This window comes from Oerskovia douganii, from assembly GCF_015142735.1.
Classification (GTDB): Bacteria; Actinomycetota; Actinomycetes; order Actinomycetales; family Cellulomonadaceae; genus Oerskovia; species Oerskovia douganii.
Genome location: NZ_JACSPN010000003.1, coordinates 258,008 through 284,511 on the forward strand (window position 1 = coordinate 258,008; position 26,504 = coordinate 284,511).

Sequence of the window (26,504 nt, forward strand, 5' to 3'; positions counted from 1 at the left end):
GTCCGTGACGTGGTGTGGTGCCCCCCTGGACGACCATCGTTGGTCTCGCTCCTGACGAGCGGTGAGGGCACAGTACACCCTGGACTTCCGTCCAGGGAGCGACGTCTCCGTATCGGCGTCCGGAGCGACGCAGCGGGTCAGACGGGGGAGAGCCCCAGCCGTCGTCCGGCGAGCCCGCGGCTGCGGGTGGCGAGCCGCCTGGCGACGTCCCGCAGGGCGAGCGCGGCAGGCGAGTCCGGGTCGGACAACGTGACGGGAGTGCCGGCGTCGCCGGCCTCGCGCAGCGACACGTCGAGCGGGACCTGGCCGAGCAGCTCGACGGGTCCGCCGGTCGCGGCCGTCAGGTTCTCCGCGACGCGCGCGCCGCCCCCGGCGCCGAACAGCTCGAGCCGGGAGCCGTCCGGTTGCTCCAGCCAGGACATGTTCTCGACGACGCCGACGACGCCCTGCTGGGTCTGCGTCGCGATCGACCCGGCCCGCTCCGCGACCTCGGCGGCCGCGACCTGGGGGGTCGTGACGACGAGGATCTCGCTCGTCGGCAGGAGCTGTGCGACCGAGATCGCGATGTCGCCCGTGCCGGGCGGCAGGTCGAGCAGGAGGACGTCGAGGTCGCCCCAGTAGACGTCGGCGAGGAACTGCTGGAGCGCCCGGTGGAGCATGGGGCCACGCCAGATCACGGGCTGGCCCTGGGGCACGAACATCCCGATCGAGACGACCTTGACGCCGTGCGCGACGGGCGGCAGGAGCATGTTGTCGACCCGCGTGGGCTGACGGTCCACGCCGAGCATGCGCGGGATCGAGAACCCGTAGATGTCCGCGTCGACCACGCCGACGGAGAGTCCGTCCGCCGCGAGGGCCACCGCGAGGTTCGCGGTCACCGAGGACTTGCCGACACCGCCCTTGCCCGAGGCGATCGCGTACACCTTGGTCAGCGAGTCGGGCTTGGCGAAGGGGATCTCGGGCTCGCCCACGCCCCCGCGCAGCATGGTGCGCAGCTCGGTGCGCTGCTCGGCGCTCATGACGCCCAGGTCCACGCTGACCTCGCCGACGCCCGGCACGGTCCGCGCGGCGGCCGTGACGTCCTTGACGAGCGTCGACTTCATGGGGCAGCCCGCGACCGTCAGGTCGATCCCGACGACGACGCGCGCGCCCTCCGTGCCCGTCGCCCCTTCCGCGCCCGCTGACCCGTCGGCTGCGGACGAGCCGAGGGTCACGTCGACCGACCGGACCATGCCGAGCTCGGTCACGGGACGCCGGATCTCCGGGTCCATGACCTGGGTCAGGGCCTTCCGGACGAGGTCCTCGAGAACGTCGGTCGTGGGTGTTGCGGAGCCGCCAGCCATGGCTCCATCCTAAGCGGGCCCCCGCGTCCGGTCGGCCGCGTCGGTGGAGGGGTCCGGCGAGGTCTCGGGCCCGCGACGGGGGCCCGTCGTGCGCCGTCCGTCACGGTTCGAGCCGCGCCCGTCGCGCCCCGACGACGTGCGGGACGACGGCTCGTGCCCGTCGCGCCCCGTCGATGCGCCGTCGGCCGACGAGCGGCCCGTCCCGGCTCCCTCCGCCGCGCGCTCGGTCTCCTTCTCGTCGAGCTCCTCGAGCAGGTTGCGCATCTCCGAGCGCACGAAGTCACGGGTCGCGACCTCGCTGAGCGCGATGCGCAGTGCTGCCATCTCGCGCGCGAGGTACTCGGTGTCGGCCAGGTTCCGCTCGGCGCGCTGACGGTCCTGCTCGGCGCTCACACGGTCCCGGTCGGTCTGGCGGTTCTGCGCGAGCAGGATGAGCGGGGCCGAGTAGGAGGCCTGGAGCGAGAGCATCAGGGTCAGGGCGGTGAAGCCCAGCGCCGCCGAGTCGAAGCGCAGCGACTCGGGGCCCCACGTGTTGAACCCGAGCCAGGCGAGGCAGAAGACGGTCATGTACAGCAGGAAGCGAGGCGTCCCCATGAAGCGGGCGATGCCCTCGGAGATCTTGCCGAACGCGTCCTGCTCGACCCGCATCCGGGGGAGCAGGGACCGGCGGGCGGCCTTGGGGGTGTCGAGACGCTCAGCCACGGCGACCTCCTCGGCGGACCGGGAAGGCCGAGGACGCGGGGGTCTGGGTCCCGAGGCTCGTCTCGTCGGAGTCGTCGTCGGTCTCGCGCCAGTCGTCCGGGAGCATGTGGTCGAGGACGTCGTCGACGCTGATGGCGCCGAGCAGGCGCTTCTCGTCGTCGAGCACGGGCAGCGCCAGCAGGTCGTACGCGGCGAGCAGGCGCGTCACGCGTCCGAGCGGGGCGTCGGGACGGACCCACTCGATGTCCGAGTCGAGCACCGACCCGACCGACACGTGCGGTGGCTCGCGCAGCAGCTTCTGGAAGTGCACGACGCCGAGGAACCGCCCCGTGGGCGTCTCGAGGGGCGGGCGCACGACGAACACGATCGCGGCGAGCGCGGGCGGCAGGTCCTGACGCCGGATCTGGGCGAGGGCCGTGGCGATCGTGGTCTCGGGGCTGAGGACGACGGGCTCGGTCGTCATGAGCCCGCCCGCGGTGTTCTCGTCGTAGGCGAGCAGCCGTCGCACGTCGCGCGCCTCCTCGGGCTCCATGAGCTCGAGGAGCTCGGCCGCCTGCTCCTGGGGGAGCTCGTGCAGGAGGTCGGCCGCGTCGTCGGGCTGCATGGCCTCGAGGACGTCGGCCGCGCGGTCGGTGTCGAGCCCGGAGAGGATCGCGACCTGGTCGTCCTCGGGGAGCTCTTCGAGGACGTCGGCGAGACGTTCGTTGTCGAGGGCCGTGGCGACCTCGAGGCGGCGCGTGTCGCCCAGGTCGTGCAGGACGTCGGCGAGGTCGGCGGGCTTGAGGTCGTCGTACGCGGCGAGCAGCCGAGCGGCGCCCTGGGTCTCGGGGGTCCCCGCGAGGCCCGTGACCGCGCTGATCTCGACGACGAACGCGTCACCGCGGCGGCGGATGCCCAGTGCGCCCGGGGTCGTCTGCCGCCGCACGAAGAGCTGGTTGACGAGCCAGTCGCCCGTGCGCTGCTTCTCGATCGACAGGTCCTCGACGGTCGCCGACCCGGAGCCGTCGACGAACTGCACCGTCCGGTCGAGCAGCTCGCTCACGGCGAGGGTCTCCATGGCGCGCTGCTCGAAGCGCCGCATGTTGACGAGCCCGGTGCTGATGACCTGCCCGGCGTCGATGCTCGTGACACGGGTCAGGGGGAGGAAGACGCGCCGGCGGCCGGGGACCTCGACGACGAGGCCGACGGCGCGGGGCGCTCCTTTGGGGCGAAGGAGGACGACGACGTCGCGCACCCGTCCGACCTGGTCGCCGAGAGGATCGAACACCGCGATCCCGGCCAGACGCGCGACGAAGACGCGGGTAGTTGCACTCACGTCGCAAGACTACGCACCGCGCGGTGGGGTGGCTCCCCGACGGGCCGCGCGAGGCGGGTGCGGTCGGGTGCGTCGCTCGCACGACGGGCGCCGTCGTGCGAGGCCGCGCGGACCGTGGCCAAGTCGTGACCTTGTTTCTGGGAGGAACCACTGGACTAGACGAGTCGGACCTGCTTGTATGTGGAGCCAATGGGGCGCAATCAATCAAGATCAGTCATCATCGATGACGGAATATGGCGGAGCCCTCATCGCCGGCGGAGCACCCTGCGGCGACACAGCTCGAGCAACACCTCAAAGCAATGAAGCGGAGGAAGTACTCATGAAGAACCCGATCCGGCTCGTCAGCATGACGATCGTCACGGGCCTCGCCCTCTCGGCGTGCGGCTTCGGCGGCGACAGCGGCAGCGGCAGCACGGGGGCCGACGGCGCCACGACCCTGAACCTCCTGGTCCCCACCTACTCCGACCAGACGAAGTCGCTCTGGGAGGACGTGATCAAGGGCTTCGAGGCCGAGAACACGGACATCGACGTCAAGCTCGAGGTCCAGTCCTGGGACAACATCAACGACGTGGTCCGCACCAAGGTCCAGTCGAACCAGGCCCCCGACATCCTCAACATCGACGCCTTCGCAGGGTTCGTCGAGGACGACCTGCTCTACTCGGCCGACGAGGTCCTCTCGCCCGAGACCATCGCGGACTTCCAGGAGTCGTTCGTCGAGAACGCCTCGATCGACGGCACGCAGTACGGCCTGCCGCTCATCGCCTCGGCCCGCACCATGTTCTACAACAAGGACATCTTCGAGCGGGCAGGCGTCACGGCGCCCCCCACCACGTGGGACGAGCTCGCGGCAGCGGCGACCAAGATCTCGGCGCTGGGCGACGTGTACGGCTACGGCCTGCCGCTGGGCTCGGAGGAGGCCCAGGCCGAGGCCGGCCTCTGGTTCTTCGGCGGCGGTGGCGGCTACGGCGACGCGTCGGAGATCACGGTCGAGACCCCGGAGAACCTCGAGGCGACCCAGTTCTTCCAGAAGCTCGCCACGAGCGGCCTCACGCAGCCCGACGCAGGTGCGTCCGACCGCACGCCCCTCATCGACACGTTCATCCAGGGCAAGATCGGCATGATCGTGGGCCTGCCGCCCACGATCGGTCAGATCGCCGAGAAGAACCCCGACCTGAGCTACGGCACGGCGCCGATCGCGACCAAGGACGGATCGCCCGTGACGCTGGGCGTCGCCGACCACCTGATGGCCTTCAAGAACGACGGCAAGAAGCAGGACGCGATCACGAAGTTCCTCGACTACTACTACACGCCCGACGTGTACGTGCCGTGGGTCGACGCCGAGGGCTTCATCCCCGTGACGAAGTCCGGCTCGGAGGAGCTCGCGACCAAGGAGTCGATCGCGCCCTTCCTCGCGCTCCTGCCCGACGCGCAGTTCTACCCGTCGACGAACCCCCAGTGGTCGGCCACCCAGGGGGCGATGCAGTCGCTCATCGGACAGGTCGCGCAGGGCAAGGACGCGGCAGCGGTCCTCCAGGAGATCCAGGCCAAGGCCGACTCCTGACCCCGGACCGGTAACTGCCCGTCCAGCAGTCCTGTCCCCCGCGGTGCGCGGCCGGCTCGCCCGGCCGCCCCGCGGGGACCAGGACCCGGCACCGAAGGACCTCGATGAGCTCGACCACCACCACCGCCCCGGCGCCAGCCGCCGGTTCACCCGAGCGGCCACGCCGCTCGTTCCGGGACCTGCTCACAGCGCTTCCCTGGATCGGTCCCAGCCTCGCGCTGATCACCCTGATCGTCCTGTTCCCTGCGGGGTACATGGTCTTCAGCTCGACCCGTGACATCTCGCAGTCGGGCGTCGACCGGGGGAGCGCCGGGTTCCAGAACTACCTGGACGTCTTCGCCATCCCCGCGCTGCCCCGCGTGCTCGCGAACACCGCGGTGTGGGTCGTCGCGGTCGTCGCCCTCACGGTCGTCCTGTCGCTCGCGCTGTCGAACTTCCTCGACAAGCAGTTCCCGGGCCGGCAGATCGTGCGCCTCGCGGTCATCGTCCCGTGGGCCGCGAGCGTCGTGATGACCACGACCGTCGTCTACTACGGGCTCCAGCCCAACTACGGCATCATCAACCAGCTCCTGGCGGACGTCGGGATCCTCGACAGCCCGGACTTCGGCTTCACCAAGAACGCCACGTCGGCGTTCGTCGTCGCGATCGTCGTGGCGGTGTTCGTCTCGCTGCCGTTCACGACGTACACGCTCCTCGCCGGGCTCCAGTCGATCCCGGGCGACGTGGTCGAGGCGGCACGCCTGGACGGCGCCTCGCACCGGCAGGTCTATTTCGCGATCATCCTGCCGCAGCTCAAGCCTGCACTCGCCGTCGCCGCGATCATCAACATCATCAACGTCTTCAACTCGCTGCCGATCCTGCGACTCATGACGGGCTCGATCCCGGGGTACGACGCGGACACGACGACCACGCTCATCTTCAAGCTCATCCAGTCCGACCGTGCGGTCGACCAGGCGAGCGCCCTGTCGGTCGTGAACTTCGTGATCGTGATCGCGGTCATCGCGCTCTACATGCGCATCGTCAAGCCGATGAAGGGAGTGGACGAGTGAGCAACGCAGTCCTGACGCGCAAGCCCGACGCCCGCCCCGCCCAGCCCCTCAAGAAGGCCTCGAGGTACGCGACCGGCGGACCCGGCTCGGGCGGGTCGATCCCGGGGCGGGTCGTCGCGGGCATCCTCGTGGCGCTGCTCTTCCTGGCGCCCTACGGCATCATGCTGTTCGGCTCGCTCAAGAGCCGTGCCGAGATCCTGCGGATCCCGCCGACGTACTTCCCGGAGCAGTGGCACCTCGACAACTACGTCACCATGTGGTCGACGCCCGAGACGCCGCTCCCGCAGAACCTCGTCTCCACGATCGTCATCTCGGTCGCGGCGACGGTCCTCGTCCTGATCGTGGCCCTGCCGGCCGCGTACTTCACGGCCCGCTTCCGGTTCCCGGGCCGCATGGCCTTCCTGTTCCTCGTGCTGGTCACGCAGATGCTCCAGCCGGCCGTGCTCGTGGCGGGCCTGTTCCGACAGTTCCTCGCGTTCGGGATCGTCGACACCTGGCTCGCCATGATCCTGGTCAACGCAGCCTTCAACCTGGCGTTCGCGGTGTGGATCATGCACAGCTTCTTCGCGAGCGTCCCGAAGGAGATCGACGAGGCCGCGCAGATCGACGGCGCGGGGCGCTGGGCGACGCTGTTCCGCATCAACCTGCCGTTGGTCTGGCCCGGTATCGTGACGGCGATCATCTTCACCTTCGTCGCTGCGTGGAACGAGTTTGCCGCCAGCCTCGTCATTCTCTCGACAGCAGGCAACCAGCCGCTGTCCGTGGCGCTGACGAAGTTCGTGGGTCAGTACGACTCGGCGTGGCAGTACGTGTTCGGCGTCTCGATCGTCGCCATCGTGCCTGTCATCGTCCTCTTCGCGATCATCGAGAAGCGTCTCGTCGGAGGTCTGACCGCAGGGAGCATCAAGTGACACGCATCGAGGACGCGACCGACGAGCCCGGCGGCGCTGCTGCCGAGCCGTCGGGTGGACTCAGCAAGTCGGTCCGCTGGGAGCGCATGCTCGCGCTCCTGGCGGACCGCCGCCGGCTCTCCGTCACCGAGGTGGCGGAGCTGTTCGGCACCTCCGAGTCGACCGTGCGCCGGGACTTCGACCAGATGGCCGACCGCCAGCTCGCGCACCGCACCCACGGGGGGATCGTCGCGGCCTCGGTCGCGTACGGCCTGCCCGGCCGGTACGGCAAGCAGCTCGACGACCGTCAGCGTCTCGCGGAGGCGGCGGCCCACCTGGTCACGCAGCGCCACGCGGACCAGGCCGTCATCGGGTTCAACGGCGGGCGCACCACGACCCTGGTCGCCAAGGCGCTCGGCGAGCTCTCGGACCAGAGGTCCGAGCACGCGGCTCGCACCGGCGAGCACGTCTACACGATCGTGACGAGCGCGCTCAACATCGCCGCCGAGCTGGTCCTGCGCCCGCAGCTGCGCACGGTGTGCCTGGGCGGCACGGCGCGCGCCCAGTCCTACGAGCTCACGGGCCCCATGGCCGTGAGCATGGCCCGCACCTTGTGGCTCGACGTGCTCGTGCTCGGCATGGTCGGCATCGACGCCCAGGCAGGGCTCACGTGCGGCGACCCCGACGAGGCCGGGGTCACGTCCGCGCTCGTCGAGCACTCGCGCCACGTGATCGCCGTCGGGACCTCCGACAAGGTCGGCGAGCGCTCGTTCGCGCAGATCTGCGACATCTCCCGCATCACCACGCTCGTCACCGACTCGGGCGCGACCGAGGAACAGCTCGCGCCCCTGCGGGAAGCAGGCGTCGAGGTCATCGTCGTCTAGGACGAGACCGCGCCGCTCCCGCCCCACACGTCCGCACCACGACGGACGCCGGACCGCGCCGACCGCGCAGCCCCGGTGGCCACACCAGAAGGGTTTGACATCACCATGAGCACCTCCCACGTCAGCGCCGAGATCGCGAGCCAGCCCCAGGTCTGGCGCGAGGCGGCCCGCCTCGCCGCCGAGAGCGCGGCGGTCCTCCCGCAGCCGGGCGAGCGCGTCGCGATCGTCGGTTGCGGAACGTCCTGGTTCATCGCCCAGGCCTACGCGGCCCGCCGCGAGGAGCTGGGCCAGGGGGTCACGGACGCGTTCGCGGGCAGCGAGTACCCGGTGGGCCGTGAGTACGACCGTGTCGTGGCGATCACCCGTTCCGGGACGACCACCGAGATCCTGCACCTCCTCGAGGTGCTCGACGGCAGGCAGCGGACCCTGGCGATCGTCGGCGACCCGACCTCGCCCGGCGCGAGCGCGGCGGACGACGCGGTCGTGATGCCCTTCGCCGACGAGCAGTCCGTGGTCCAGACCCGGTTCGCGACGGCCGCGCTGACGCTCCTGCGCGCAGGCCTGGGCGACGACATCGAGTCTCTCGCGACCGCGGCGGAAGAGGTCGTGGGCTGGGAGGTCCCCGAGGCCGTGCTGGCCCGCACCCAGTTCACGTTCCTCGGTCGCGGCATGGCCGTAGGGCTCGCGAACGAGGCCGGGCTCAAGATGCGCGAGGCGTCTCTCGCGTGGGCGGAGTCGTACCCGGCCATGGACTACCGTCACGGGCCCATCAGCATCTCCGACGAGACCAGCGCCGTCCTCCTGCTCGGTGCCGAGGTCCCGGGGCTCGTCGAGGACATCGAGCGCACGGGGGCCCTCGTGGTCCGCTTCGACGAGGACGCACAGCTCACGCTCGTGCGCTGCCAGCTCCTGTCGGTCGCGAACGCCGAGCGCAAGGGCCTGGACCCCGACGCCCCGCGCCACCTGACGCGCTCGATCATCCTGGAGGACTCGGCATCATGATGGTCGGGGAGGGGCAGCTCGCCGTGCCCGCCGTCCCGGGGCTCGGGCCGCCGTCCCACGCAGGGACGGCGACCGGGGCCCCGGGGGCGGGCCTGCGTCGGGCGGTGATCGCGCTCGACGTCGGCGGGACCGACATCAAGTCCGCGATCGTCACGCGTGGCAGCGACCCGGACGCGCTCGACGAGATCCTCGTCGAACGGGTCACGTCGACCCGCGCGGCCGACGGTCCCGGGGCCTCGGTCGCCGCGGTCCTGGCGGCGGTGGAGACGCTTCGCGCCGAGGTGCCCGCGGGCTACCAGGTCCTGGGTGTGGGCCTCGCGGTGCCGGGCACGGTCGACGAGTCGGCAGGCCTCGTGGTGAGCGCCGAGAACCTCGACTGGGTCGACCTGCCGCTGCGGAAGGTCGTCGCGGACGCGACGGGCCTGCCCGTGGGGTTCGGCCACGACGTGCGCGCAGGGGGCCTCGCCGAGGCCCGCCTGGGCGCGGGCCGTGGTGCGCCCGACCACGCCTACGTGTCGATCGGCACGGGCATCGCCGCGGCGGTCGTGCTCCACGGCCAGGTCTACGTGGGCGGTGGGTACGCAGGTGAGATCGGTCATGGCGGCACGCACGGCGGGGCGCCGTGCGCCTGCGGTGGCACAGGTTGCGCGGAGACGTTCGCGTCGGCCGCGGGCATCGCGCGCAGCTACCGGGAGCTCACGGGCGCGACGGCCGACGAGGTCCCCGGCTCGGCCGAGGTCCTGGCACGTGCCCACGCGGGCGACACCGTGGCTCGCCAGGTCTGGGACCGGGCGATCGACCGGCTCGGCGAGCTCGTCGCCGACATGGTCCGCCTCCTCGCACTGCCGGTCGTCGTGATCGGCGGCGGTCTGGTGCGAGCGGGCGAGGACCTCATGGTCCCGCTCGACGCCGCGGTGCGCTCCTACCTCACGATCCATCCCGCGCCCCGGCTCGTCCCGGCCACGCTCGGTTCGGCGGCCGGCACGTACGGGGCCTCGGTCCTCGCGTGGGACGCCGTGACCGCTGCTGCGCTGGAGGCGCTGTGACGGCCGGCCGGCAGGTCCGGGTCCTGTGCCTCACGCCCAACCCCGCGTGGGACGTGACCTACGGTGTCGACCGTCTGGACCCGGGCGAGGCCCTGCGGGTCCGGTCCGTCACGGCCCGTGCCGGCGGCAAGGGCGTCAACGTCGCGCGCGTCGTGCGCGCGCTGGGTGGCGGCTCGGTCGCGGTCGCCCCGGTGGGCGGCATCCTCGCACCGGCCTTCGCGGCCGACCTCGAGGCCGCAGGCCAGCCCGCGACGCTCGTCCCGGTGACGGGTGCGCTGCGGCAGGCGGTCGCGGTCGTCCCGGAGCACCCCGGGCCCGACGACGGAGGTCACCCCACGGTCCTCAACGAACCGGGGGCCGTGCTCACCGAGGAGGAGTGGGGGGTGCTCGTCCGCACCGCGGTCGGCCTCGCGGCGGACCGCCCGGTCGTGACGATCTCCGGCTCGCTGCCTCCCGGTACGACGCAGGACCGGTTCACCAGTCTGGTGCGCGCGCTGCGCGAGGCCGGCTGCCCGGTCCACGTCGACGCGTCGGGCCCCGGGCTGCTCTGGGCTGCCCAGGCGGGCGCGGACCTCATCAAGCCCAACCGCGCCGAGCTCGCCGAGGCGACCGGGACGGACGACCTGGCCCAGGGCGTGGCGGTGCTGCAGCGCCTGGGTGCGCACGACGTCGTCGTGACCGACGGCGAGAAGGGGCTCGCGGCGTTCGAGCCCGGGTCCACGGCGCCCGTGGCGCGGGCCCGGCTCGACGCCCCCGTGCACGGCAACCCGACGGGTGCCGGTGACGCGGCCATGGCGGCGCTCGCGGTGAGCGTCGGCAGGCCCTGGGCCGAGCGCCTGGCGCTGACCGTCGCCACGTCGGCCGCAGCGGTGCTGCAGCCCGTCGCGGGCCAGGTCGACCCCGAGGACGTGCGGAGGCTCGCCGACCGCGTCCTGACCGAGACCGTGAACGACATCCCGAGAACCACGGAGGACTGAATGCCGCTCGTCACCGCCAGCCAGCTGATCGACGGAGCCCGCGCCGGGCGCCGGGGGGTCGGCGCGTTCAACGTGATCCAGGTCGAGCACGCCGAGGCCTTCGTAGCCGCGGCCGCACGCGCCGGCACGGGCGTCGTCCTGCAGATCAGCCAGAACGCCGCGAAGTACCACGGCGGGCTCGAGCCGATCGCCCTCGCGACGCTCGCGATCGCCCGTGCGTCGAGCGCACCCGTCGTGGTCCACCTGGACCACGCCGAGGACCGCGCCCTCGTGAGCGAGGCCGTCGAGCTGGGCATGAGCTCGGTCATGTACGACGGGTCCGCGCTCGACTACGAGGCCAACGTCGAGGCGACAGCCGACGTGGTGCGCGAGGCCCATGCCCGGGGGGTCTTCGTCGAGGCCGAGCTCGGCAAGGTCGGCGGCAAGGACGGCGTGCACGCCCCGGGAGTGCGCACCGACCCGGCCGAGGCCGTGGCGTTCGTCGCGGCGACCGGCGTGGACGCGCTCGCGGTCGCGGTCGGCTCGTCGCACGCCATGACCGACCGCACGGCCTCTCTCGACTTCGAGCGGATCGCCGAGCTGCGGGCGCTCGTGCCCGTGCCGCTCGTGCTGCACGGGTCCTCCGGCGTCGCCGACGCCGACCTCACGCGGGCCGTCGAGGAGGGGATGACCAAGATCAACATCTCGACCCACCTCAACAACACCCTGACGCGGGCGCTGCGCTCCTACCTGGACCAGAACCCGGCCGTCGTCGACCCGCGCAAGTACCTCGGTGCGGGCCGTGATGCGATGCGCGACGAGGTCGTGCGCCTGCTGGGTGTGCTGAACGCGGCCTGACGGGTCCTCCCGGGAGGCCGAGGAGCGTCGTCGGGGGAGAGGGTGCCGGCTCTCTCCCCCGACGCGGTCCCTCGCGGCGATACCCCCTGAGTGAACGCCCTCGCCTCATGCCGACTTGTACGGGAGACTGGGCAGATGAGCATGACTCGTCCCAATTCCGCGCCCAAGGTCCCGACGCCGCCGAGCGGGGAGCAGGTCGCGTCCTACGCGACCTACCTCGAGGCGCAGAAGGCCGTCGACTACCTCTCCGACAACAAGTTCCCCGTCGAGTTCGTGACCATCGTCGGCACCGACCTGCGCATGGTCGAGCGCGTCATGGGCCGTCTCACGTACGGCCGGGTGGCGCTCGCGGGCCTGGCGTCCGGGGCGTGGTTCGGCCTGTTCGTGGGTCTGCTGCTGTACATGTTCGACGGCAGCGGCGGCCTGATGGTCGCCGCGATCGGCCTGGGCGCGGGCTTCGGCCTGCTGTTCTCGGTCCTGTCGTACTCGCTCACGGGGGGCAAGCGCGACTTCACGTCGTCGAGCCAGATCGTCGCGTCGTCGTACTCGATCCTGTGCCACCCGGAGCAGGCGGGCGACGCTCGCCGCCTGCTGTCCCAGATGCCCGACGGCGCCGCCGCCCTCGCCCGCCAGGTCCCGCCGGTCGCGGGGCAGGGCGGGCAGTCCGCCCAGCCCGGTCAGTGGGCTCAGCCCGGCCAGTCGTGGGGGGCCCCGCCCCAGGCGCCCGCAGCTCCCGCGCCGCAGCCGCCCACCGACGCACCGGTCCGGCCCGCCCCTCCGGCCCGGACGCCCGACCCGCGCTGGACCACCCCGTCGGGTCAGCCGCGCTACGGCGCGATGCGCAGCGACGTGACGCCTCCGGCGCAGCCGCCCGCCGACGCAGCTCCGGCCGACGGGCAGACCGCCCCGACGACCGACACCCCGGGTGCGGCCGACGGCGCGACGGACGAGACGTCGTCGGGCACGCGCTAGGTCCTTGCCGCCCGCCGTGCGGGCGCGGTCAGGAGGTGGTCGGGACGGATCCCGGCCATCTTCCGCGCGTTGGGCGGGCGCGCCGCGGAAGGTCGCGTCCGGCCCGACGCCTCACTGCCGCGCGGCCCGCTCCGCGGCGGCCTTGGCCGCCTCCCGCTCGCGCTTGCGCGCCTCCTTGAGGCGCTTCTCGGCCTCGCGCACGGCCTTCTCGGCCTCGCGGCGGGCCCTGGACGCCTCCTTGACCTTGGCGTCGCGCGCGTAGAGCTCGGCGGCCTCGCGCTCCTCGTGCGGGGGGAGCGGCGACTCGGCGCGCTCGGCGGGCGAGCGCTCGACGTACACCCCGATCCCGTCGAGGACCCGTTCGAGGCCGAACACGACGTCGTCCACGCCGTCGTCGTCGCTCAGGTACGCGCCCGAGGCGACCACGGGGTGCAGGTACGGGAACCGTTCGGGTGTCACGAGCTCGGAGAAGACCTCGGCGTACGCTGCCCCGCTCACGTCGCGTCCGCCGGGGTCCTGCCGGGCTCCGCGCAGCTCGCGCTGGATCCGGGCGGCACTCTGCGCGTAGCTCGTGACGAGCATGATCATCGCGAGCTTGTCGGCGTCGGACAGCGAGGTGTCGTGCAGCGCGCGCAGGCCCAGGTCGACGAAGCGCAGGTTGTTGGGCGTGAGCGGGACGCCCTGGACCGCGACGTCGAGGAACCACGGGTGTGCCTCGTAGACCGCGAGGGACGCGAGCGCGAACTCGCGCAGGCCGCGCCGCCACGTAGGCCCGTCGCCCGCGGGGATCCGCCCCTCCATGACCGCGGTGAGCTCGGGGTGCGCCCCTGAGGGAAGGTCGACGTCCATCGCCTGCTCCTGCATGAGGAGGAGGAGGTCGTCCTTGCTCGTGACGTAGCGGTACAGCGACATGGTCGTGTACCCCAGCGCTGCCGCGAGCTTGCTCATCGACAGCGCGCCGAGCCCCTCGGCGTCGGCGATCTCGATGGCCTGCTCGACGATCCGCTCGATGCTCAGCTCGCGGCGCGGGCCGCGCTGCGGGTTCTCGGCCACGCCCCACGCCAGGGCGATGGCGTGGGGCAGGCCGGGATCGGTGGTGTCCGTCATGGGTACATCATCGCTGGTCCGGTCGGGACCGCCTGTCCGGCGCGGGAACGGCGCGGGCGGCACGGGGCGATCACCTCAGTGCGCCGTCCGACGTCGGTAGAGGATCGACGCCGCGACGCACGAGGCCACGAACATGCCGACGAGCCACGCGAGCGCCGGCACGAGCTGTCCCGCGGTCGACGTCCCCGAGAGCAGCGCACGCAACGTCTCGATGACGGGCGTGAACGGCTGGTGCGTCGCGAAGCCGAGAAGCCAAGTCGGCATGGTCTCGACCGGCACGAACCCGCTCGACAGGTAGGGCACGAACAGGAAGAACATGTTGAAGCTCGCCGCGGCGTCGACGCTCAGGACCAGGCCCGCGAGGCAGCTCAGCCACGTGAACGCGAGGACCATGAGGGCGAGGTAGCCCGCGACGCCCACCCACCCGCCGAGGTCGGCCCCCGGGCTGAAGCCGAGCGCGACGGCCACGAGCAGGACGAGAGCGGCCGAGACGAGGTTGCGGACCGTGCTGGCCAGGACGTGGGCCCACAGGACCGACGGTCCGAAGATGGGCAGGGTCTTGAAGCGGTTGATCGTGCCGCTCGTCATGTCCTGGGCCACCGAGAGCGCCGCGGTCGCCGACCCGAACCCCAGGCACAGGACCAGGATCCCGGGCACGACGTAGTCGACGTAGCTCCCGTCGTCCTCGATCGCGCCACCGAACACGATGACGAACACGAGCATGATGAGGACGGGCAGCATGAGGGCCGTGACGAGACCGTCGACGCTGCGCAGCGTGCGACGCAGCTCGCGGCCCGTCATGGCCGAGACGTCGCGCAGCGCGGTCGCGGGGGACCGGCGGACGCGCGCCGGGGTCGTGCGCGAGGCGCGGCTCGGTGCGGGGCGCCGCGTGGTCGGTGCTGTGGCGCTCATCGCAGGCCTGCCTTCGTCGTCGCGGGGGAGGCCGCGGGCTGGGTGGGGGCGGACGGGGTGGTCGGGGTGCTCCGGCGCGGCCCGGCGGTTCGCGCGGTGCGCGATCCCGTGAGGGCGAGGAAGACGTCGTCGAGCGAGGGCTTGACCACGGACACGCCCGTGACGGGGATGCCCTGCTCGTCCGCACGTGCCAGGACGTCCCGGACCGTGCGGAGCGGCTCCGTCGTCGGGATCGTCGCCGCGAGGTCCTTCTCGTCGATCCCGGAGATCTCCAGCCCGATCTTCTGGACGGACGCGAGCGCGTGGGAGTCCTCGACGTCGACCCGCACGTGCTGGCCGGGGACGAGGGCCTTGAGCTCGCTCGCGGTCCCGCGCGCGACGACGCGTCCGCCGTCGAGCACCGCGATGGTGTCGGCGAGCCGGTCCGCCTCCTCGAGGTACTGCGTCGTGAGCAGGACCGTGATGCCGTCGGCCGCGAGCTCGCGGACCACGTCCCAGAGCTCGGAGCGCGACTGCGGGTCGAGGCCCGTGGTCGGCTCGTCGAGGATGAGGACCTGCGGGTTCGCGACCAGGCTGATCGCGAGGTCGACGCGGCGTCGCATGCCGCCCGAGTAGGTCTCGACGCGTCGCCGGGCGGCGTCGGTCAGGTCGAAGCGGTCGAGGAGCGCGGCCGTGCGGGCCTTGACGGTCGAGCGGGGCAGGTGCGCGAGCGTGGCCATCATCGCGAGGTTCTCCTCGCCCGTCTGGAACTCGTCGACCGAGGCGTACTGACCCGTGAGCGCGATGACCTCGCGGACCCGGGCGGCCTGGCGGACGACGTCGTGCCCCGCGATGGTCACGGTCCCGGCGTCGGGCCGGACGAGGGTCGTGAGGACGTTGACGGCGGTCGTCTTGCCCGCGCCGTTGGGTCCGAGGAGCGCGAAGATCTCGCCTCGTCGGACGGACAGGTCCACGCCCCGCAGGACGGCGTGGTCTCCGTAGGACCTGGTGAGCCCCCGGACGTCGATCATCGGGTCGGACATCGCTACCTCCGTGTGCGTCGCAGACTGTGTGTATCTCCTACACTGTGTAGACCATACGCACTGTGTGTGACGTACACAAGAGGGAAATCCCGTGACCACGGCCGCAGCCGCTGGCTAGCGTGACCACATGCACACCGCCACGCACCAGGCCGAGTTCCGTGACGCCCGCCTCGTCGAGGTCTACGACGCCCAGAACGCGTGGGGTCGGGACGACGACTACTTCCTCGCCCGCGCCGCCGAGGGCCCGGGCGGGCGTGTGCTCGACCTCGGGTGCGGCACGGGTCGGCTGACCGTGGCGCTCGCGGCCGCGGGGTACGCGGTGACCGGCGTCGACCCCGCGGGGGCGTCGCTCGACGCGGCCCGGCCTCGGCCCGGCGCCCAGACCGTGACCTGGGTCCACGGGACTTCCGCCGACGCGCCCGCGGGTGCGTTCGACGTCGCCCTCATGACGAGTCACGTGGCCCAGTTCTTCGTCGCCGACGACGAGTGGGCGGGCGTCCTCGCCGACCTCCGGCGGGCCCTGGTGCCCGGCGGCGTCCTCGTCTTCGACACCCGCGACCCCCGTGACCGCGCATGGGAGTCGTGGCACGCGCCCGACGACCGCGACCCGGTCGACCTGGGCGACGGGCGCGTGGTGCTGACCTGGAGCGAGGTCACCGGCGAGCGTGACGGCGTCGTCGACTTCACGCTCGGCTACGCGATGCCGGAGGGGGACGAGCTGAGGAGCACCGCGACGCTCCGGTTCCGCACCGAGGACGCGCTGCGCCGGAGCGTCGAGGCGGCCGGGTTCGTCGTCGAGCAGGTCGACGGCGGGTGGGGGAGGGAGGCCGTCGGGCAGGGCGACGGCGAGCTGCTCGTGGTCGCTCGCGCGGTCTGAGCCGCCGGACGTCCGGACGGCGCGCTCGCGTGGGCCGACCACAGGGCACGACGAAGGCGGGGGCCCCGAGGAGCTCCTCGGGGCCGCCGCCTTGGTGCGCCGGTGGTGCGGCGCAGCGCCGCCGCGACGCGTGCGTCAGTCGCGCAGCGACGCCATCCACGCCTCGATGTCCTCGGGGCGACGCGGGAGCGCCGCCGAGAGGTTCTCGTTGCCGTCCTGCGTGATCAGGACGTCGTCCTCGATGCGGATGCCGATCCCGCGGTACTCCTCGGGGACCGTGAGGTCGTCGCTCTTGAAGTACAGGCCGGGCTCGATCGTGAAGACCATGCCCGGCTCCAGGACGCCGTCGACGTACAGGTCGCGACGCGCCTGCGCGCAGTCGTGCACGTCGAGGCCCAGGTGGTGGCTCGTGCCGTGCACCATCCAGCGGCGGTGGAACTGGCCCTCGGGGGCGAGGGACTCCTCGGCCGTCGCGGGCAGCAGACCCCACTCGGCGAGGCGCTCCGCGATGACCTTCATCGCGGCCGCGTGGATGTCGCGGAAGCGGGCCCCCGGGACGGCGACCGCGAAGGCCGCGTCGGCGGCGTCGAGCACGGCCTGGTAGATGCGGCGCTGGACGTCGGTGTAGGTGCCGTCGACGGGCAGGGTGCGCGTGACGTCGGCCGTGTAGAGCGAGTCGACCTCGACGCCCGCGTCGAGCAGGACGAGCTCGCCCGGGCGGACCTTGCCGTCGTTGCGGATCCAGTGCAGCGTCGTGGCGTGCTCGCCCGCGGCGGCGATGGTCTCGTAGCCGACCGTGTTGCCCTCGAGGCGCGCGTGCGCGTCGAACGTCGTCTCGATGACGCGCTCGCCCCGGCGGTGCTCGGTCGCGCGGGGCAGGGTCCGCACGACCTCGGCGAAGCCCGCGATCGTCGCGTCGACGGCCTCGCGCATGTGCTCGATCTCGAGCGCGTCCTTGACCAGGCGGAGCTCCGAGGTGGCCTCGACGAGCGCGGCGTCGGCGACGTCGTCGCCCTGGCCGTTCTCGAGGCGGATGGCCTCGACCAGGGCCTCGATGTTCTCGTCGGCACCCGTGACGACGAGCAGGGAGACGTGCTCGCCGACGTCCTTGGCGAGCGCGTCGCGCAGCTCGTCGATGTGCGCGGCCTCGATGCCCGTCACGGTGGTGACGTCGTCGAGGCTCGGGCGGGCGCCGACCCAGAACTCGCCGTAGCGCGAGTCCGCGTAGAACTCCTCGGTGTCGCGCGCCGCGAGGGGGCGCACGTAGAGGACCGAGTGGTGGTTCGAGCCGTCGTCACCCGTGCCGGGCTCGACCGGGTGCAGGACCAGGACCGCGTCCGGCTCCTGGTCCGTGCCGAAGCCCGTGAGGTGCGCGAACGCCGAGTGCGGGCGGAACCGGTAGTCGGTGTCGTTCGAGCGGACCTTGAGCGGTCCGGCGGGGACCACGAGGCGCGCGCCGGGGAAGCCGGCGGACAGCTCGGCGCGGCGGGCAGCCGTGTACGGAGCGGCGACGCCGGCCTCGACGTCGTGGCTCGCACGGGGGGCCCAGCCGCTCGTGATGAACGCCTTGAAGGCCTCGGAGTCGGGGCGGTGCGACCGGTTGTCGTTCCGGGCGGCGATCTCCTGCTCGGACTCCGTGACCGGGGCGCTGACGGGGGTGGTGTCGTTGCTCATGGGTACCAGTGTCCCATCGGTCGCTGGGAGGGAGCGTGCGGCCCGACGGCGCCGCTCGCCCTCCGGCCGTCAGGTCGCCCTCGCAGGGGCGGGGAGCGGCGACAGGTGGTCCCGAGCTGCTCGGGACCACCTGTCGTCCACCCTGCGGGCGTGGACGTCGTCAGCGGCCGACGTCCGACAGCTCGGCCGCGGTGATGATCCGTCGACGTTCGACCGGCCGGATCACGCCGTCGTCGACGAGGTCGCGCGTGACCTGCTTGACGTGCTGCAGGAAGGCCCGGTGGTTGGGGTAGTCGTCGTCCTCCGCGACGAGATCGTTGATGGTGCAGCCGTTGCCCGTGTCCACGTTCGTCACGGTGCTGTCGTTGCCGTCGATGACGACCGTCGGTCGGACGTCGGAGCCGGGGCACCGGTCCAGCCCCTGCACGACGACCGTGAAGATGACCGACCGGGCCTTCGACACGTTCCCCGCGGCGTCGGTCGCGCGGTAGGTCACGGTGTGGTTGCCGTCCGTGGCGACGACCACCGGCGCCGCATAGCGCTGCCACGCGCCGCCGTCGACCTGGAGCTCGGTCCGGTCGACCCCCGAGCCCGCGTCGGTCGCGACCAGGGTGATCGTGACCTTCCCGAGGAACGCCCCGCGCAGGTCCCGGCTCCCGCTGAGGGTCGCCGTCACCTCGGGCGCGACGGTGTCGGCAGGCACGGTCGACTCCACCACGAACGAGACGGTACCCGGCGCCGACACGTTGCCCGCTCGGTCCGTCGCGCGGAACGCGACCGTGTGCGAGCCCGGCGTCGCGACCACCACCTGGGTCGCGTAGCGGTACCACGTACCGCCGTCGACCTGGGACTCGATCGTCGCGACGCCGGAGTCGTCGTCGGTCGCGGTCAACCGGACCTGTGCGCTGCCCACGTACTCGCCCGCGCTGTTCCTGGCGCCGTAGACCCCGGCGGTCACCACGGGAGCGACGGTGTCGCCCGGGTCGGCCGGAACGACCGTCAGGGTCACGGAGGCGACCTCGGAGACGTTCCCGGCCTCGTCCGTCGCACGGTAGGCGAGCGAGCGGTCACCCGGCTCGTCCAGCACGACCGCCGTGGTGTAGCCGGTCCACGCCCCGCCGTCGACCGCGTACTCGATCGAGGCGACACCGGACCCCTCGTCGGTCGCCGTGAGCGTGACGGTCGCCGACCCGACGTACGCACCCACGCCGTCCTGGTCGCCGCTGACCGTGGCGGCCACGACCGGTGCCGTCGTGTCCTCCTCGCCGTCACCCGCGACGACGACGAACGTCGACGCACCGACCTCGGAGACGTTGCCCGCGACGTCGGTCGCGCGGTAGGAGACGGTGTGCTCGCCCGGCTCGGTGATGGTGACCGGTGCGGTGTACGGCATCCAGTGCCCGCCGTGCACGTCGACCTCGATCGAGGCGACACCCGACCCGTCGTCCTGGGCCGCGACGGTCACGGTCGCGGAGTCGACGTACGCACCGTCGTCGTCCTGGTGGCCCGCGACCTCGGCGGTCACGGTCGGGGCGACCGTGTCCTCCTCACCGCCCCCCTCGACGACCGTGAACGTCGCCGTCTGCGGGGCCGAGGTGTTGCCCGCCTCGTCCGTGGCGCGGAACCCGAGGGAGTGCTCGCCGACGGTCTCGACGACGAACGGTGCGTCGTACACCCGCCAGCCGGCACCGTCCAGGTCGTACTCCACGCCCGCGACTCCCGACCCGTCGTCGGTCGCGGCGAGCGTGACCGTGGCGCCGCCGACGTACGCACCGGCGCCGTCCCGCTCGCCCGTCACCTCGGCGCTGACCGCCGGTGCCGTCGTGTCGTCGCCGCCCCCGCCGTCCTCGGTCACGACGAGCTCGCCCCACATCTCGCCGTGGCCGGGGATCGCGCAGAAGTAGCGGTACGTGCCCGGAGTCAGCACGACCTCGGCCACGTGCTTGCCGCCGTTCGTGTCGAACGGGCTCGCCAGGATGTCGAGCGTGACGTCGTGGTTGTAGCCGGGGGTCGACGTGTCGAAGGTCAGTGTGTGGCTCATGCCGAACGTGCTGCCGGTCGCGACGCTGTTCTCGAACACGATCGTCGCCTTCCCGGCGGTGGCCGTCGCCGGGAACGTCTTGTAGTCGGTGACGCTGTTGTCACCGGTCCAGGTCAGCACCTGCTCGGCCGCGACGGTCGTCGCGGTCGTCGTGGACGACTGGTTCGCACCGGGTGGGGCGGCCGTCGCCGGGGCGACGGAGACGACCGTGGCGGCGGTGAGGCCGGCGACCAGGGCGGCCACGAGCCGTCGTGCGCCGCGAGCTCTCGAGCTTCTTCGTTCCATGGGTGTGCACTCCTCGTCGATGTGCAATGGGTCGGGGTCGGGGTCGGGGTCGGGTGCCGGTCGGCGAGGGCGGCGTGGCCGCCCCCGCCGACCAGGTGGGTGCTACAGGTCTGCCACCCGGATGTCGCGGAACTCGATGAGGTCCGCGTTCCCGTGGTTCTGCAGCCCGATGAACCCGCGGTCGAACTGGCGCAGGTCCGTCGGCGGGTCGCCCGCACGCGAGGACTGCTGGCCCGGCGTGTTCTCGAACTCGTTGATGACGACGCCGTTGCGGATGATCGTGTACTTCTGTCCGACCACCCGGATCTCGTACTCGTTCCACTCGCCCTTGGGGGTGACCCCAGCCCCGCCACGAGCGACGGGGTCGAAGTTGTAGACCGAGCCCGTCTTCTGCGGCTCACCCGTCGGGCCGTCGTAGATCTGGATCTCGTGACCGCACGAGATCGCGACCCACGCCGGGGACTGCCCCTGCGCGCACTCGGCGTCGCCGGGTGCCGTCGGGTCGGGGAACCGGGTGAAGACGCCGCTGTTCGCGTACGCGGTTCCCTGGGAGACGTCGCGGAAGAGCAGCTTGACCGAGAAGTCGCCGAGGTCCTGCGCCTGGTACCAGAGCATCCCCAGCCCCCCGGACGACCGGAGCGACCCGTCGTCTCGGAGCTCGAACTTCCCACCGGGCAGCTGGACCCAGTCGAACAGCGACTCCTGGGTGCCGTCGAAGATCGTGCGGTACCCGCCGGGCTCCACGCCGATCTGCGATCGCGCGGCGGCGTTGACGAGCGCCTGACGCTCCTTGCCCGTGACGCGGCTGTCGTCGACCAGGCCCTTCGCCACGGCCTTGACGTGCCGCAGGAACTGGTTGTGGTTCTTCCACTCCTTCTCGTCCTGGAACAGGTCGTTGATCGTGCACCCGCCCAGGTCGTCGTTGGTCACGCCCGAGTCGGTCCCGCCGAACCACACGGTGCTCCGGGTGTCCGGCAGGGTGCACGTCGTGGCCGCGGCGGTCCCGGCCGTGGCCGTGCTGCCGTCGGCATACGTCACGGTGAGCGTCGCGTCGTACGACCCGACGCGCGCGTACGTGTGTCGCGGGTTCGCCTCACGTGACGTCTGGCCGTCGCCGAAGTCCCAGTGGTAGGCGACGCCACCGGAACGCTCACCGGAGAAGGCGACCGTGAGCGGGTCCCCCTGGACGCTCGTCCCCGATGCGGCCACGGCCGGGGTGGGAGCCCCTCCCTGGTAGGTGACGCGGACCAGCTTCTGGTTCGGGTCGAGGCTGAAGAAGCCCCCCGCGTAGTCGAGCAGGTAGAGCGCGCCGTCGGCGCCGAACGACGCGTCCATCCAGCTCTGCACCAGGCCGTCGCCGCGACCGCCGGGGACGATGCGGCGCAGGTCCTCCATGAACGCGGGGGCGCCCTGCTCGCTCACGGTCTGCGGGTCGACGGTCACGGCCACGCGGTTGTTCGAGTTCGACTGGTCCCCGAGCAGCCACTTGCCCTCCCAGTACGAGGGCCACGCGACGTCGCTCTTCGGGTCGACCTGCGAGGTCCGGTAGGTCGGTCCCGACATGACGGCCTGTCCACCTCCCCGCAGCCACGGGATCGTGTACGTCGCCTCGTCGTCGACGTAGGTCGGGACGCCGCCCTCGCCCTCCGGGAAGACCGGTCCGCCGCCGCTGGGCGAGTACCAGATCATGTTGTCGCGTGCCGGGGGGATGTCCACGAGGCCGGTGTTGCGGGGCGACGTGTTCTTGAGGTCGTCACAGTCGTACCACCCGGCGAGGACGCTCGCGTCCTCGTTGCTCCGGTCGCGGTACGGCTGGCCGTTCCCCATGCAGTAGGGCCAGCCCTGGTTGCCGGCGGACGTGATGATCGTCGCCGTCTCGTACTTCGCGGGGCCCAGCTCCGGGTCGGGCAGGGTCGCGTCGGGCCCCACCCAGGCGGCCGTCAGCCAGTCGGTGTCGGGGTCGATCTGCAGACGCGAGATGTTCCGCACGCCCATCACGTAGATCTCCGGCCTGGTCTTGTCGGCCGTGTGCTCGCCCACGGGGAACAGGTTGCCCTCCGGGATCGTGTACGTGCCGTCGTCCTCGGGGTGGATCCGCAGGATCTTGCCGTTGAGGTCGTTGGTGCTGCCCGACGTGCGCCGCGCGTCCTGGAAGCTGATGCCCGCGTACTCCTGGGTCCAGTTGTTCCCGGAGTAGCCGCCCGAGCCGCCCGACGAGTTGCTGTCGCCCGAGCCGACGTAGAGGTTGCCCGCGTCGTCGAACGCCATGCCGCCGCCCGCGTGGCAGCAGCTGTGGATCTGCGTCTCCCACTCGAGCAGGTCGACACGCGTGTTCTGGTCGATGCGCGGGCCCTTCGGGTCGTACGTGAAGCGGGACACCGTGCGCTGACCGACCCGGCGCTCGCGGTCGATCGACTCGTGCGGCATCCAGTAGACGTAGATCCACCTGTTCGTGGCGAAGTCCGGGTCGGGGACGATCCCGAGCAGGCCTTCCTCGTTCTTGACCAGCTCGCTGCCGCTGCCACGGTTGCCCATGACGTCGAGCGTCCCCAGGAGGCTGACCGCTCCCGTGGCCGGGTCCCACTCGTGGATCGTGCCGCAACCGAGGCCGACGTCGGGGTTCTCCCACGAGACGATCGGACCCGTCGGGCACGCGCCGCGCCCGACGTAGAAGACCTTCCCGTCCGGGGCGACCGTCAGGCCGTGCGGCTCGCCGATCTGGTCGAGCTCCCCGGCGCTGTTCGGAGCGGTGATGCGTTCGACGGTGTAGTTCGACGCGATCGTCGCCTGGCAGTCGCCGCGCACGACGCCGGTCGTCCACTGCAGCGCGCCGAGCAGGTGCTGGCGGAACGTCGCGTCGGCCCAGCCGCCCGCCGTGCCGCCCATGCCGGTGAAGAACGAGCGTCCGCCGTCGTAGTCACGGCACCAGGACACGGGCTCGAACGGTGACGTCGTCGGCCCCGCGCCGGTTCCCGGCTCGAGCTGTGCGACGGTGTGCACCTCGCCGGCCGGGCTGTCGGACCAGCCCAGCCACCTGTCCTCGCGGTCCCAGGTGAGGGGGAGCGACGCGGTGGCCGGGTGCTGGCGGTCGATCAGGTCGACCGTGCGCGCCTCGACCGGGAGCTCGGGGTCGGGCTGCTCGATCGCGTCCGGACCGTACAGCGAGATCTCGGCGAGCTGGGTCGAGCTCTCGCCGCGGTTCTGCGTGATCGAGAGCCGGTACCAGCCGTACGCGGTGGGGCTCGCGACGTCGAAGTCCCGACGCTGGAAGCGTTGCGGGAAGTCCTCGTCGCTCCGGGTGTCGACGTCGACCCAGGTCGAGCCGTCGGTCGAGCCCTGGAGCGTCCACGACCGCGGGTCACGACCGTCGAAGTCGTTGGCCGACGTCAGCGAGTAGCGCGCGAGCGCGACCGGCTCCTCGAGCCGCAGGGTGATGGTCGCCGTCGTCCTGAACGCGAGCCACTTGGTGCCAGGGTCGCCGTCGACCAGGTTCTTGGCCCCCTCGTTCGGGGCGTTCTCGGCGCTCGCGGTGACCTCTGCGACGTCCTCGGCGTCCGGCTGGGCACCGGCGATCCGAGCACCCAGCAGACCCGTGAACCACTGGGAGGAGTCCTGGGCGCGCGCCGCGTCGCGCACGCCCAGGAAGCCGCCGCCCGCGTTGACGAAGCTCTTGAGGTCCGCCTCCTGCGCGGCGCTGAGCTCGACTCCCTCGGCGGACAGGAAGACGACGCCGCGGTACTCGCCCAGCACCGACCGGCTGAACACGCCAGGGTCGGAGGAGACGTCCACGGAGAACCCGTGCTCCGCTCCGAGCTCGGTGAACGCCTGCGTCGCCTCGACGACCGGATCGTCCTGGGCGTCAGGGGCTCCGTGGAACACGAGGACACGCACGGGAGCAGCAGCAGCCGCCGCTGCGGCAGCGCGCGCCGCGTCGGGTGCCGTGCTGGTCGTGGTGGTCGTGGTGGTCGCTGTCGCCGTCGTCGGCGGGGCCGCTGCGACGGAGCGCTCGACCTGACCGACCGCGGGGGTCACGGTCGCGACGGCGACGAGCGCGAGGCTCGTCAGGCCGACCGCCATGGTTCGCCAGGCTCCTGGTCGGGAACGGCCTCTCGTGGTGGGGGGAACAGCTCGTCTGGATGGCACTCTCCAACTCCTTCGTCATCAGTGCGGTGCGCTCCGGGGGGACCCGGACGCCGGACAGGTGGTGCGAGGTGGAAGGTCGTGGTGCACGGTGCAGGGGACACGCGGGGACGTCAGTGCCCCGGGTGTCCCGCCTGCCCGCTCTCGTCGGGAAGGGGCGGCGCGACGGGGTCGACGGCTGCGCCCGCATGCCCGCCGTGGCCTCGGAATCGGTCGATGGACTCCTGCGCGCCGGGGGGCATGCTGCCGTCGGCGTTGCGGACGAGGAAGATCCCGGCCATCCCGCCGTCGGCGTGGAACTGCACGTGGCAGTGGTACATCCAGGCGCCCGGCCCGACGCCCAGCCCGGCGACGACCTGGAACCCGAACGAGTCGCCGGGGTTGAGGTCGCGGTTGTCGACGACCTGGCTCGGGTCGTCCCTGCCTTGGAGCAGACCGGTGCGGCTGTTGGCCCAACGGTGCGCGTGGAGGTGGAACGTGTGGAACGTGTTGCCGTGGCCGATGCAGATGAACTCGACGCGCTCGCCGAGCTTCGCCTCGAACATCGGGGTGTCCGGTGCGGCCTTGTTGTTCACGAGCATGTCGTTGAAGACCACCGTGAACTGCTTCTGGGGGAGGACGTCGCCCACCCTGCGCACGACGAGGGCTCCGTAGAGCCCGGCCGCGACACCGGGAGTGCCGTGCTCGCCCCACGCGTGGTCGTGATAGTGCCAGTAGCCCGCGCTCCCTGGCATCCAGATGCCGCGGTCGCGGGCCATGGGGACGGTCGACCAGACGTAGACGCGCGTCTCCCCGGGCTCGTTGAACGAGTCGTTGAACGGGCTGCCGTCGCTGTCCACGTCGTAGTTGACGCCGTGCGGGTGGATGGACAGGCGCTGATCGGTCGTGTTGACGAGGGTGATCTCGAGGGTCTCGCCCTCCCACATCTCGAGCACCGGTCCGGGGACCGTCGCCGTCCCCGCGGCGAGCCCGTAACCGACCATGCCGCCCGGGAGCCGTTCGGCGTACATCGTGATGCGCCGGACGGTGGCGCTCGGCGCGGGCGCCGCGGCGGCGGCCGGTGCGACGGCTCCGCCGGGCCCGAGCACGTAGGCGGCGACCGGAGCCGCTGCGAGGACGCCCGCTCCGAGGAGCAGGGAACGTCTGGAGAGCGGGTTCGCGGGCTGGAGCTCTGACGTCGGGTCGCTCATGGATGTCCTTCCGGACGCGGACGGCGAGTCCCCACGGCGCGACGGTGCGCCGCGGCGCACCGCGCCACGCCTCTCGGTCGACGGACCCCGGGGCAGCGACCCCGGGGCAGGAAGTCGGTCCCGCGTGCGTGACAGGCCTCGCTCGCCGGACGTCAGCGACGGGGGCCACCGATGACCGGTGGGGACCCGCGTCGCGGGGCGAGGTAGGCGGCCACGGGTGGCCGAGCCGGTGCACGCGACGATGCGTGCGAGCCGACCGTCGGTCCGGACGTCCGGCGTGCCCCGAGCCGGAGATCCAGGACTCCCGGTGGTTTCCAGGAGCAACTGTCAATCATCAGAACGCACGTCTGGGGCTATGTCAACAGATAGGCGAAAGTTCTGCTGTGAACACGCAAAAGGTGTTCTTTAGGTGGCAAACTTCGAATTGTGGGGCGACAATACGACCCTGTTCTTCGGGTCGTCATCAAGGAATGCCCTGTGCCAGGGAGCGCGACGACGTGACACCCGACGGTGCCGCCCGCCCGGTCGTCCGGGCTCCTGGGCGGGTGCGGCCGCCGGGACGACGAGCGCGGCACGAGGCCGCGCCCAGGTGCCGACTAGGTGTACCCGGCCAGGAGGTTGGTGTCAGTTCCGGTTGTTGAAGGGAGGACCTCCGGGCTTAGTGGAGATGTCGAAGTC

The 26,504-nt window shown here is 71.9% G+C and carries 20 protein-coding genes; 10 read left to right on the forward strand and 10 right to left on the reverse strand.

Annotation, left to right across the window (positions count from 1 at the left end; all coding sequences use genetic code 11):
- Nucleotides 1–137: 137 nt before the first annotated feature.
- The 3 genes from H9623_RS04135 to H9623_RS04145 are packed head-to-tail and all read right to left on the reverse strand — an operon-like array spanning nucleotide 138 to nucleotide 3,360.
- Nucleotides 138–1,343, reverse strand: a complete 1,206-nt coding sequence (locus H9623_RS04135; RefSeq protein WP_193718784.1) for an Mrp/NBP35 family ATP-binding protein — start codon at nucleotides 1,341–1,343, stop codon at nucleotides 138–140.
- A 9-nt stretch (nucleotides 1,344–1,352) separates the two neighbouring features.
- A complete protein-coding gene (locus tag H9623_RS19270; protein ID WP_407671829.1) occupies nucleotides 1,353–2,045 on the reverse strand; it encodes a DUF1003 domain-containing protein in 693 nt (230 codons plus the stop codon).
- Nucleotides 2,038–3,360 (reverse strand): magnesium transporter MgtE N-terminal domain-containing protein, encoded by a 1,323-nt coding sequence (locus H9623_RS04145; RefSeq protein WP_193718785.1) that lies wholly within the window; start codon nucleotides 3,358–3,360, stop codon nucleotides 2,038–2,040. Before H9623_RS04145 ends, H9623_RS19270 begins: the two co-directional genes overlap by 8 nt.
- 319 nt (nucleotides 3,361–3,679) lie before the next feature.
- On the opposite strand from H9623_RS04145, the gene H9623_RS04150 reads away from it, so the two are divergent.
- The 9 genes from H9623_RS04150 (at nucleotide 3,680) to H9623_RS04190 (ending at nucleotide 12,578) form a co-directional block, all read left to right on the forward strand.
- Nucleotides 3,680–4,921 (forward strand): extracellular solute-binding protein, encoded by a 1,242-nt coding sequence (locus tag H9623_RS04150; protein ID WP_193718786.1) that lies wholly within the window; start codon nucleotides 3,680–3,682, stop codon nucleotides 4,919–4,921.
- A gap of 104 nt (nucleotides 4,922–5,025) precedes the next feature.
- On the forward strand, nucleotides 5,026–5,970 hold the full coding sequence (locus H9623_RS04155) for a carbohydrate ABC transporter permease (protein WP_193718787.1): 945 nt from the start codon (nucleotides 5,026–5,028) through the stop codon (nucleotides 5,968–5,970).
- Entirely contained in the window at nucleotides 5,967–6,881 is a 915-nt protein-coding gene (locus tag H9623_RS04160) for a carbohydrate ABC transporter permease (protein ID WP_321575271.1), read from the forward strand. Before H9623_RS04155 ends, H9623_RS04160 begins: the two co-directional genes overlap by 4 nt.
- Nucleotides 6,878–7,744 (forward strand): DeoR/GlpR family DNA-binding transcription regulator, encoded by an 867-nt coding sequence (locus H9623_RS04165; RefSeq protein WP_321575272.1) that lies wholly within the window; start codon nucleotides 6,878–6,880, stop codon nucleotides 7,742–7,744. The genes H9623_RS04160 and H9623_RS04165 overlap by 4 nt, the downstream gene beginning before the upstream one ends.
- Nucleotides 7,745–7,849: 105 nt before the next feature.
- The gene (locus H9623_RS04170; protein WP_193718788.1) at nucleotides 7,850–8,746 is read left to right on the forward strand and encodes an SIS domain-containing protein; all 897 of its coding nucleotides are present in this window, start codon (nucleotides 7,850–7,852) and stop codon (nucleotides 8,744–8,746) included.
- Nucleotides 8,743–9,792, forward strand: a complete 1,050-nt coding sequence (locus H9623_RS04175) for an ROK family protein (protein ID WP_227748109.1) — start codon at nucleotides 8,743–8,745, stop codon at nucleotides 9,790–9,792. The genes H9623_RS04170 and H9623_RS04175 overlap by 4 nt, the downstream gene beginning before the upstream one ends.
- Nucleotides 9,789–10,769 (forward strand): 1-phosphofructokinase family hexose kinase, encoded by a 981-nt coding sequence (locus H9623_RS04180; protein WP_193718789.1) that lies wholly within the window; start codon nucleotides 9,789–9,791, stop codon nucleotides 10,767–10,769. The genes H9623_RS04175 and H9623_RS04180 overlap by 4 nt, the downstream gene beginning before the upstream one ends.
- Nucleotides 10,770–11,606, forward strand: coding sequence for a class II fructose-bisphosphate aldolase (locus H9623_RS04185; protein ID WP_193718790.1), 837 nt, complete (start codon nucleotides 10,770–10,772; stop codon nucleotides 11,604–11,606).
- A 135-nt stretch (nucleotides 11,607–11,741) separates the two neighbouring features.
- Complete coding sequence (locus H9623_RS04190) at nucleotides 11,742–12,578, forward strand: general stress protein (RefSeq protein WP_227748110.1); 837 nt, start codon at nucleotides 11,742–11,744, stop codon at nucleotides 12,576–12,578.
- A 111-nt stretch (nucleotides 12,579–12,689) separates the two neighbouring features.
- Here the strand turns inward: H9623_RS04190 and H9623_RS04195 are convergent, their stop codons facing one another.
- The 3 genes from H9623_RS04195 to H9623_RS04205 all read right to left on the reverse strand — a co-directional run bounded on the left by H9623_RS04195 (nucleotide 12,690) and on the right by H9623_RS04205 (nucleotide 15,619).
- Nucleotides 12,690–13,685, reverse strand: coding sequence for a TetR/AcrR family transcriptional regulator (locus H9623_RS04195; RefSeq protein WP_193718791.1), 996 nt, complete (start codon nucleotides 13,683–13,685; stop codon nucleotides 12,690–12,692).
- A gap of 75 nt (nucleotides 13,686–13,760) precedes the next feature.
- Complete coding sequence (locus tag H9623_RS04200) at nucleotides 13,761–14,597, reverse strand: ABC transporter permease (protein ID WP_227748111.1); 837 nt, start codon at nucleotides 14,595–14,597, stop codon at nucleotides 13,761–13,763.
- Nucleotides 14,594–15,619 (reverse strand): ATP-binding cassette domain-containing protein, encoded by a 1,026-nt coding sequence (locus H9623_RS04205; RefSeq protein WP_193718792.1) that lies wholly within the window; start codon nucleotides 15,617–15,619, stop codon nucleotides 14,594–14,596. Before H9623_RS04205 ends, H9623_RS04200 begins: the two co-directional genes overlap by 4 nt.
- Before the next feature lie 127 nt (nucleotides 15,620–15,746).
- Here H9623_RS04205 and H9623_RS04210 point away from each other — a divergent pair, with 127 nt between their 5' ends.
- On the forward strand, nucleotides 15,747–16,496 hold the full coding sequence (locus tag H9623_RS04210) for a class I SAM-dependent methyltransferase (protein ID WP_193718793.1): 750 nt from the start codon (nucleotides 15,747–15,749) through the stop codon (nucleotides 16,494–16,496).
- Between the two features lie 135 nt (nucleotides 16,497–16,631).
- On the opposite strand, the gene H9623_RS04215 is transcribed toward H9623_RS04210, so the two are convergent.
- The 4 genes from H9623_RS04215 to H9623_RS04230 all read right to left on the reverse strand — a co-directional run bounded on the left by H9623_RS04215 (nucleotide 16,632) and on the right by H9623_RS04230 (nucleotide 25,826).
- A complete protein-coding gene (locus tag H9623_RS04215) occupies nucleotides 16,632–18,170 on the reverse strand; it encodes an aminopeptidase P family protein (protein WP_193718794.1) in 1,539 nt (512 codons plus the stop codon).
- A 160-nt stretch (nucleotides 18,171–18,330) separates the two neighbouring features.
- On the reverse strand, nucleotides 18,331–20,496 hold the full coding sequence (locus tag H9623_RS04220) for an OmpL47-type beta-barrel domain-containing protein (protein ID WP_193718795.1): 2,166 nt from the start codon (nucleotides 20,494–20,496) through the stop codon (nucleotides 18,331–18,333).
- Nucleotides 20,497–20,598: 102 nt separating this feature from the next.
- On the reverse strand, nucleotides 20,599–24,573 hold the full coding sequence (locus H9623_RS04225) for a ThuA domain-containing protein (RefSeq protein ID WP_193718796.1): 3,975 nt from the start codon (nucleotides 24,571–24,573) through the stop codon (nucleotides 20,599–20,601).
- 176 nt (nucleotides 24,574–24,749) lie between these two features.
- Nucleotides 24,750–25,826, reverse strand: a complete 1,077-nt coding sequence (locus H9623_RS04230) for a multicopper oxidase domain-containing protein (protein WP_193718797.1) — start codon at nucleotides 25,824–25,826, stop codon at nucleotides 24,750–24,752.
- Nucleotides 25,827–26,504 lie beyond the last annotated feature (678 nt).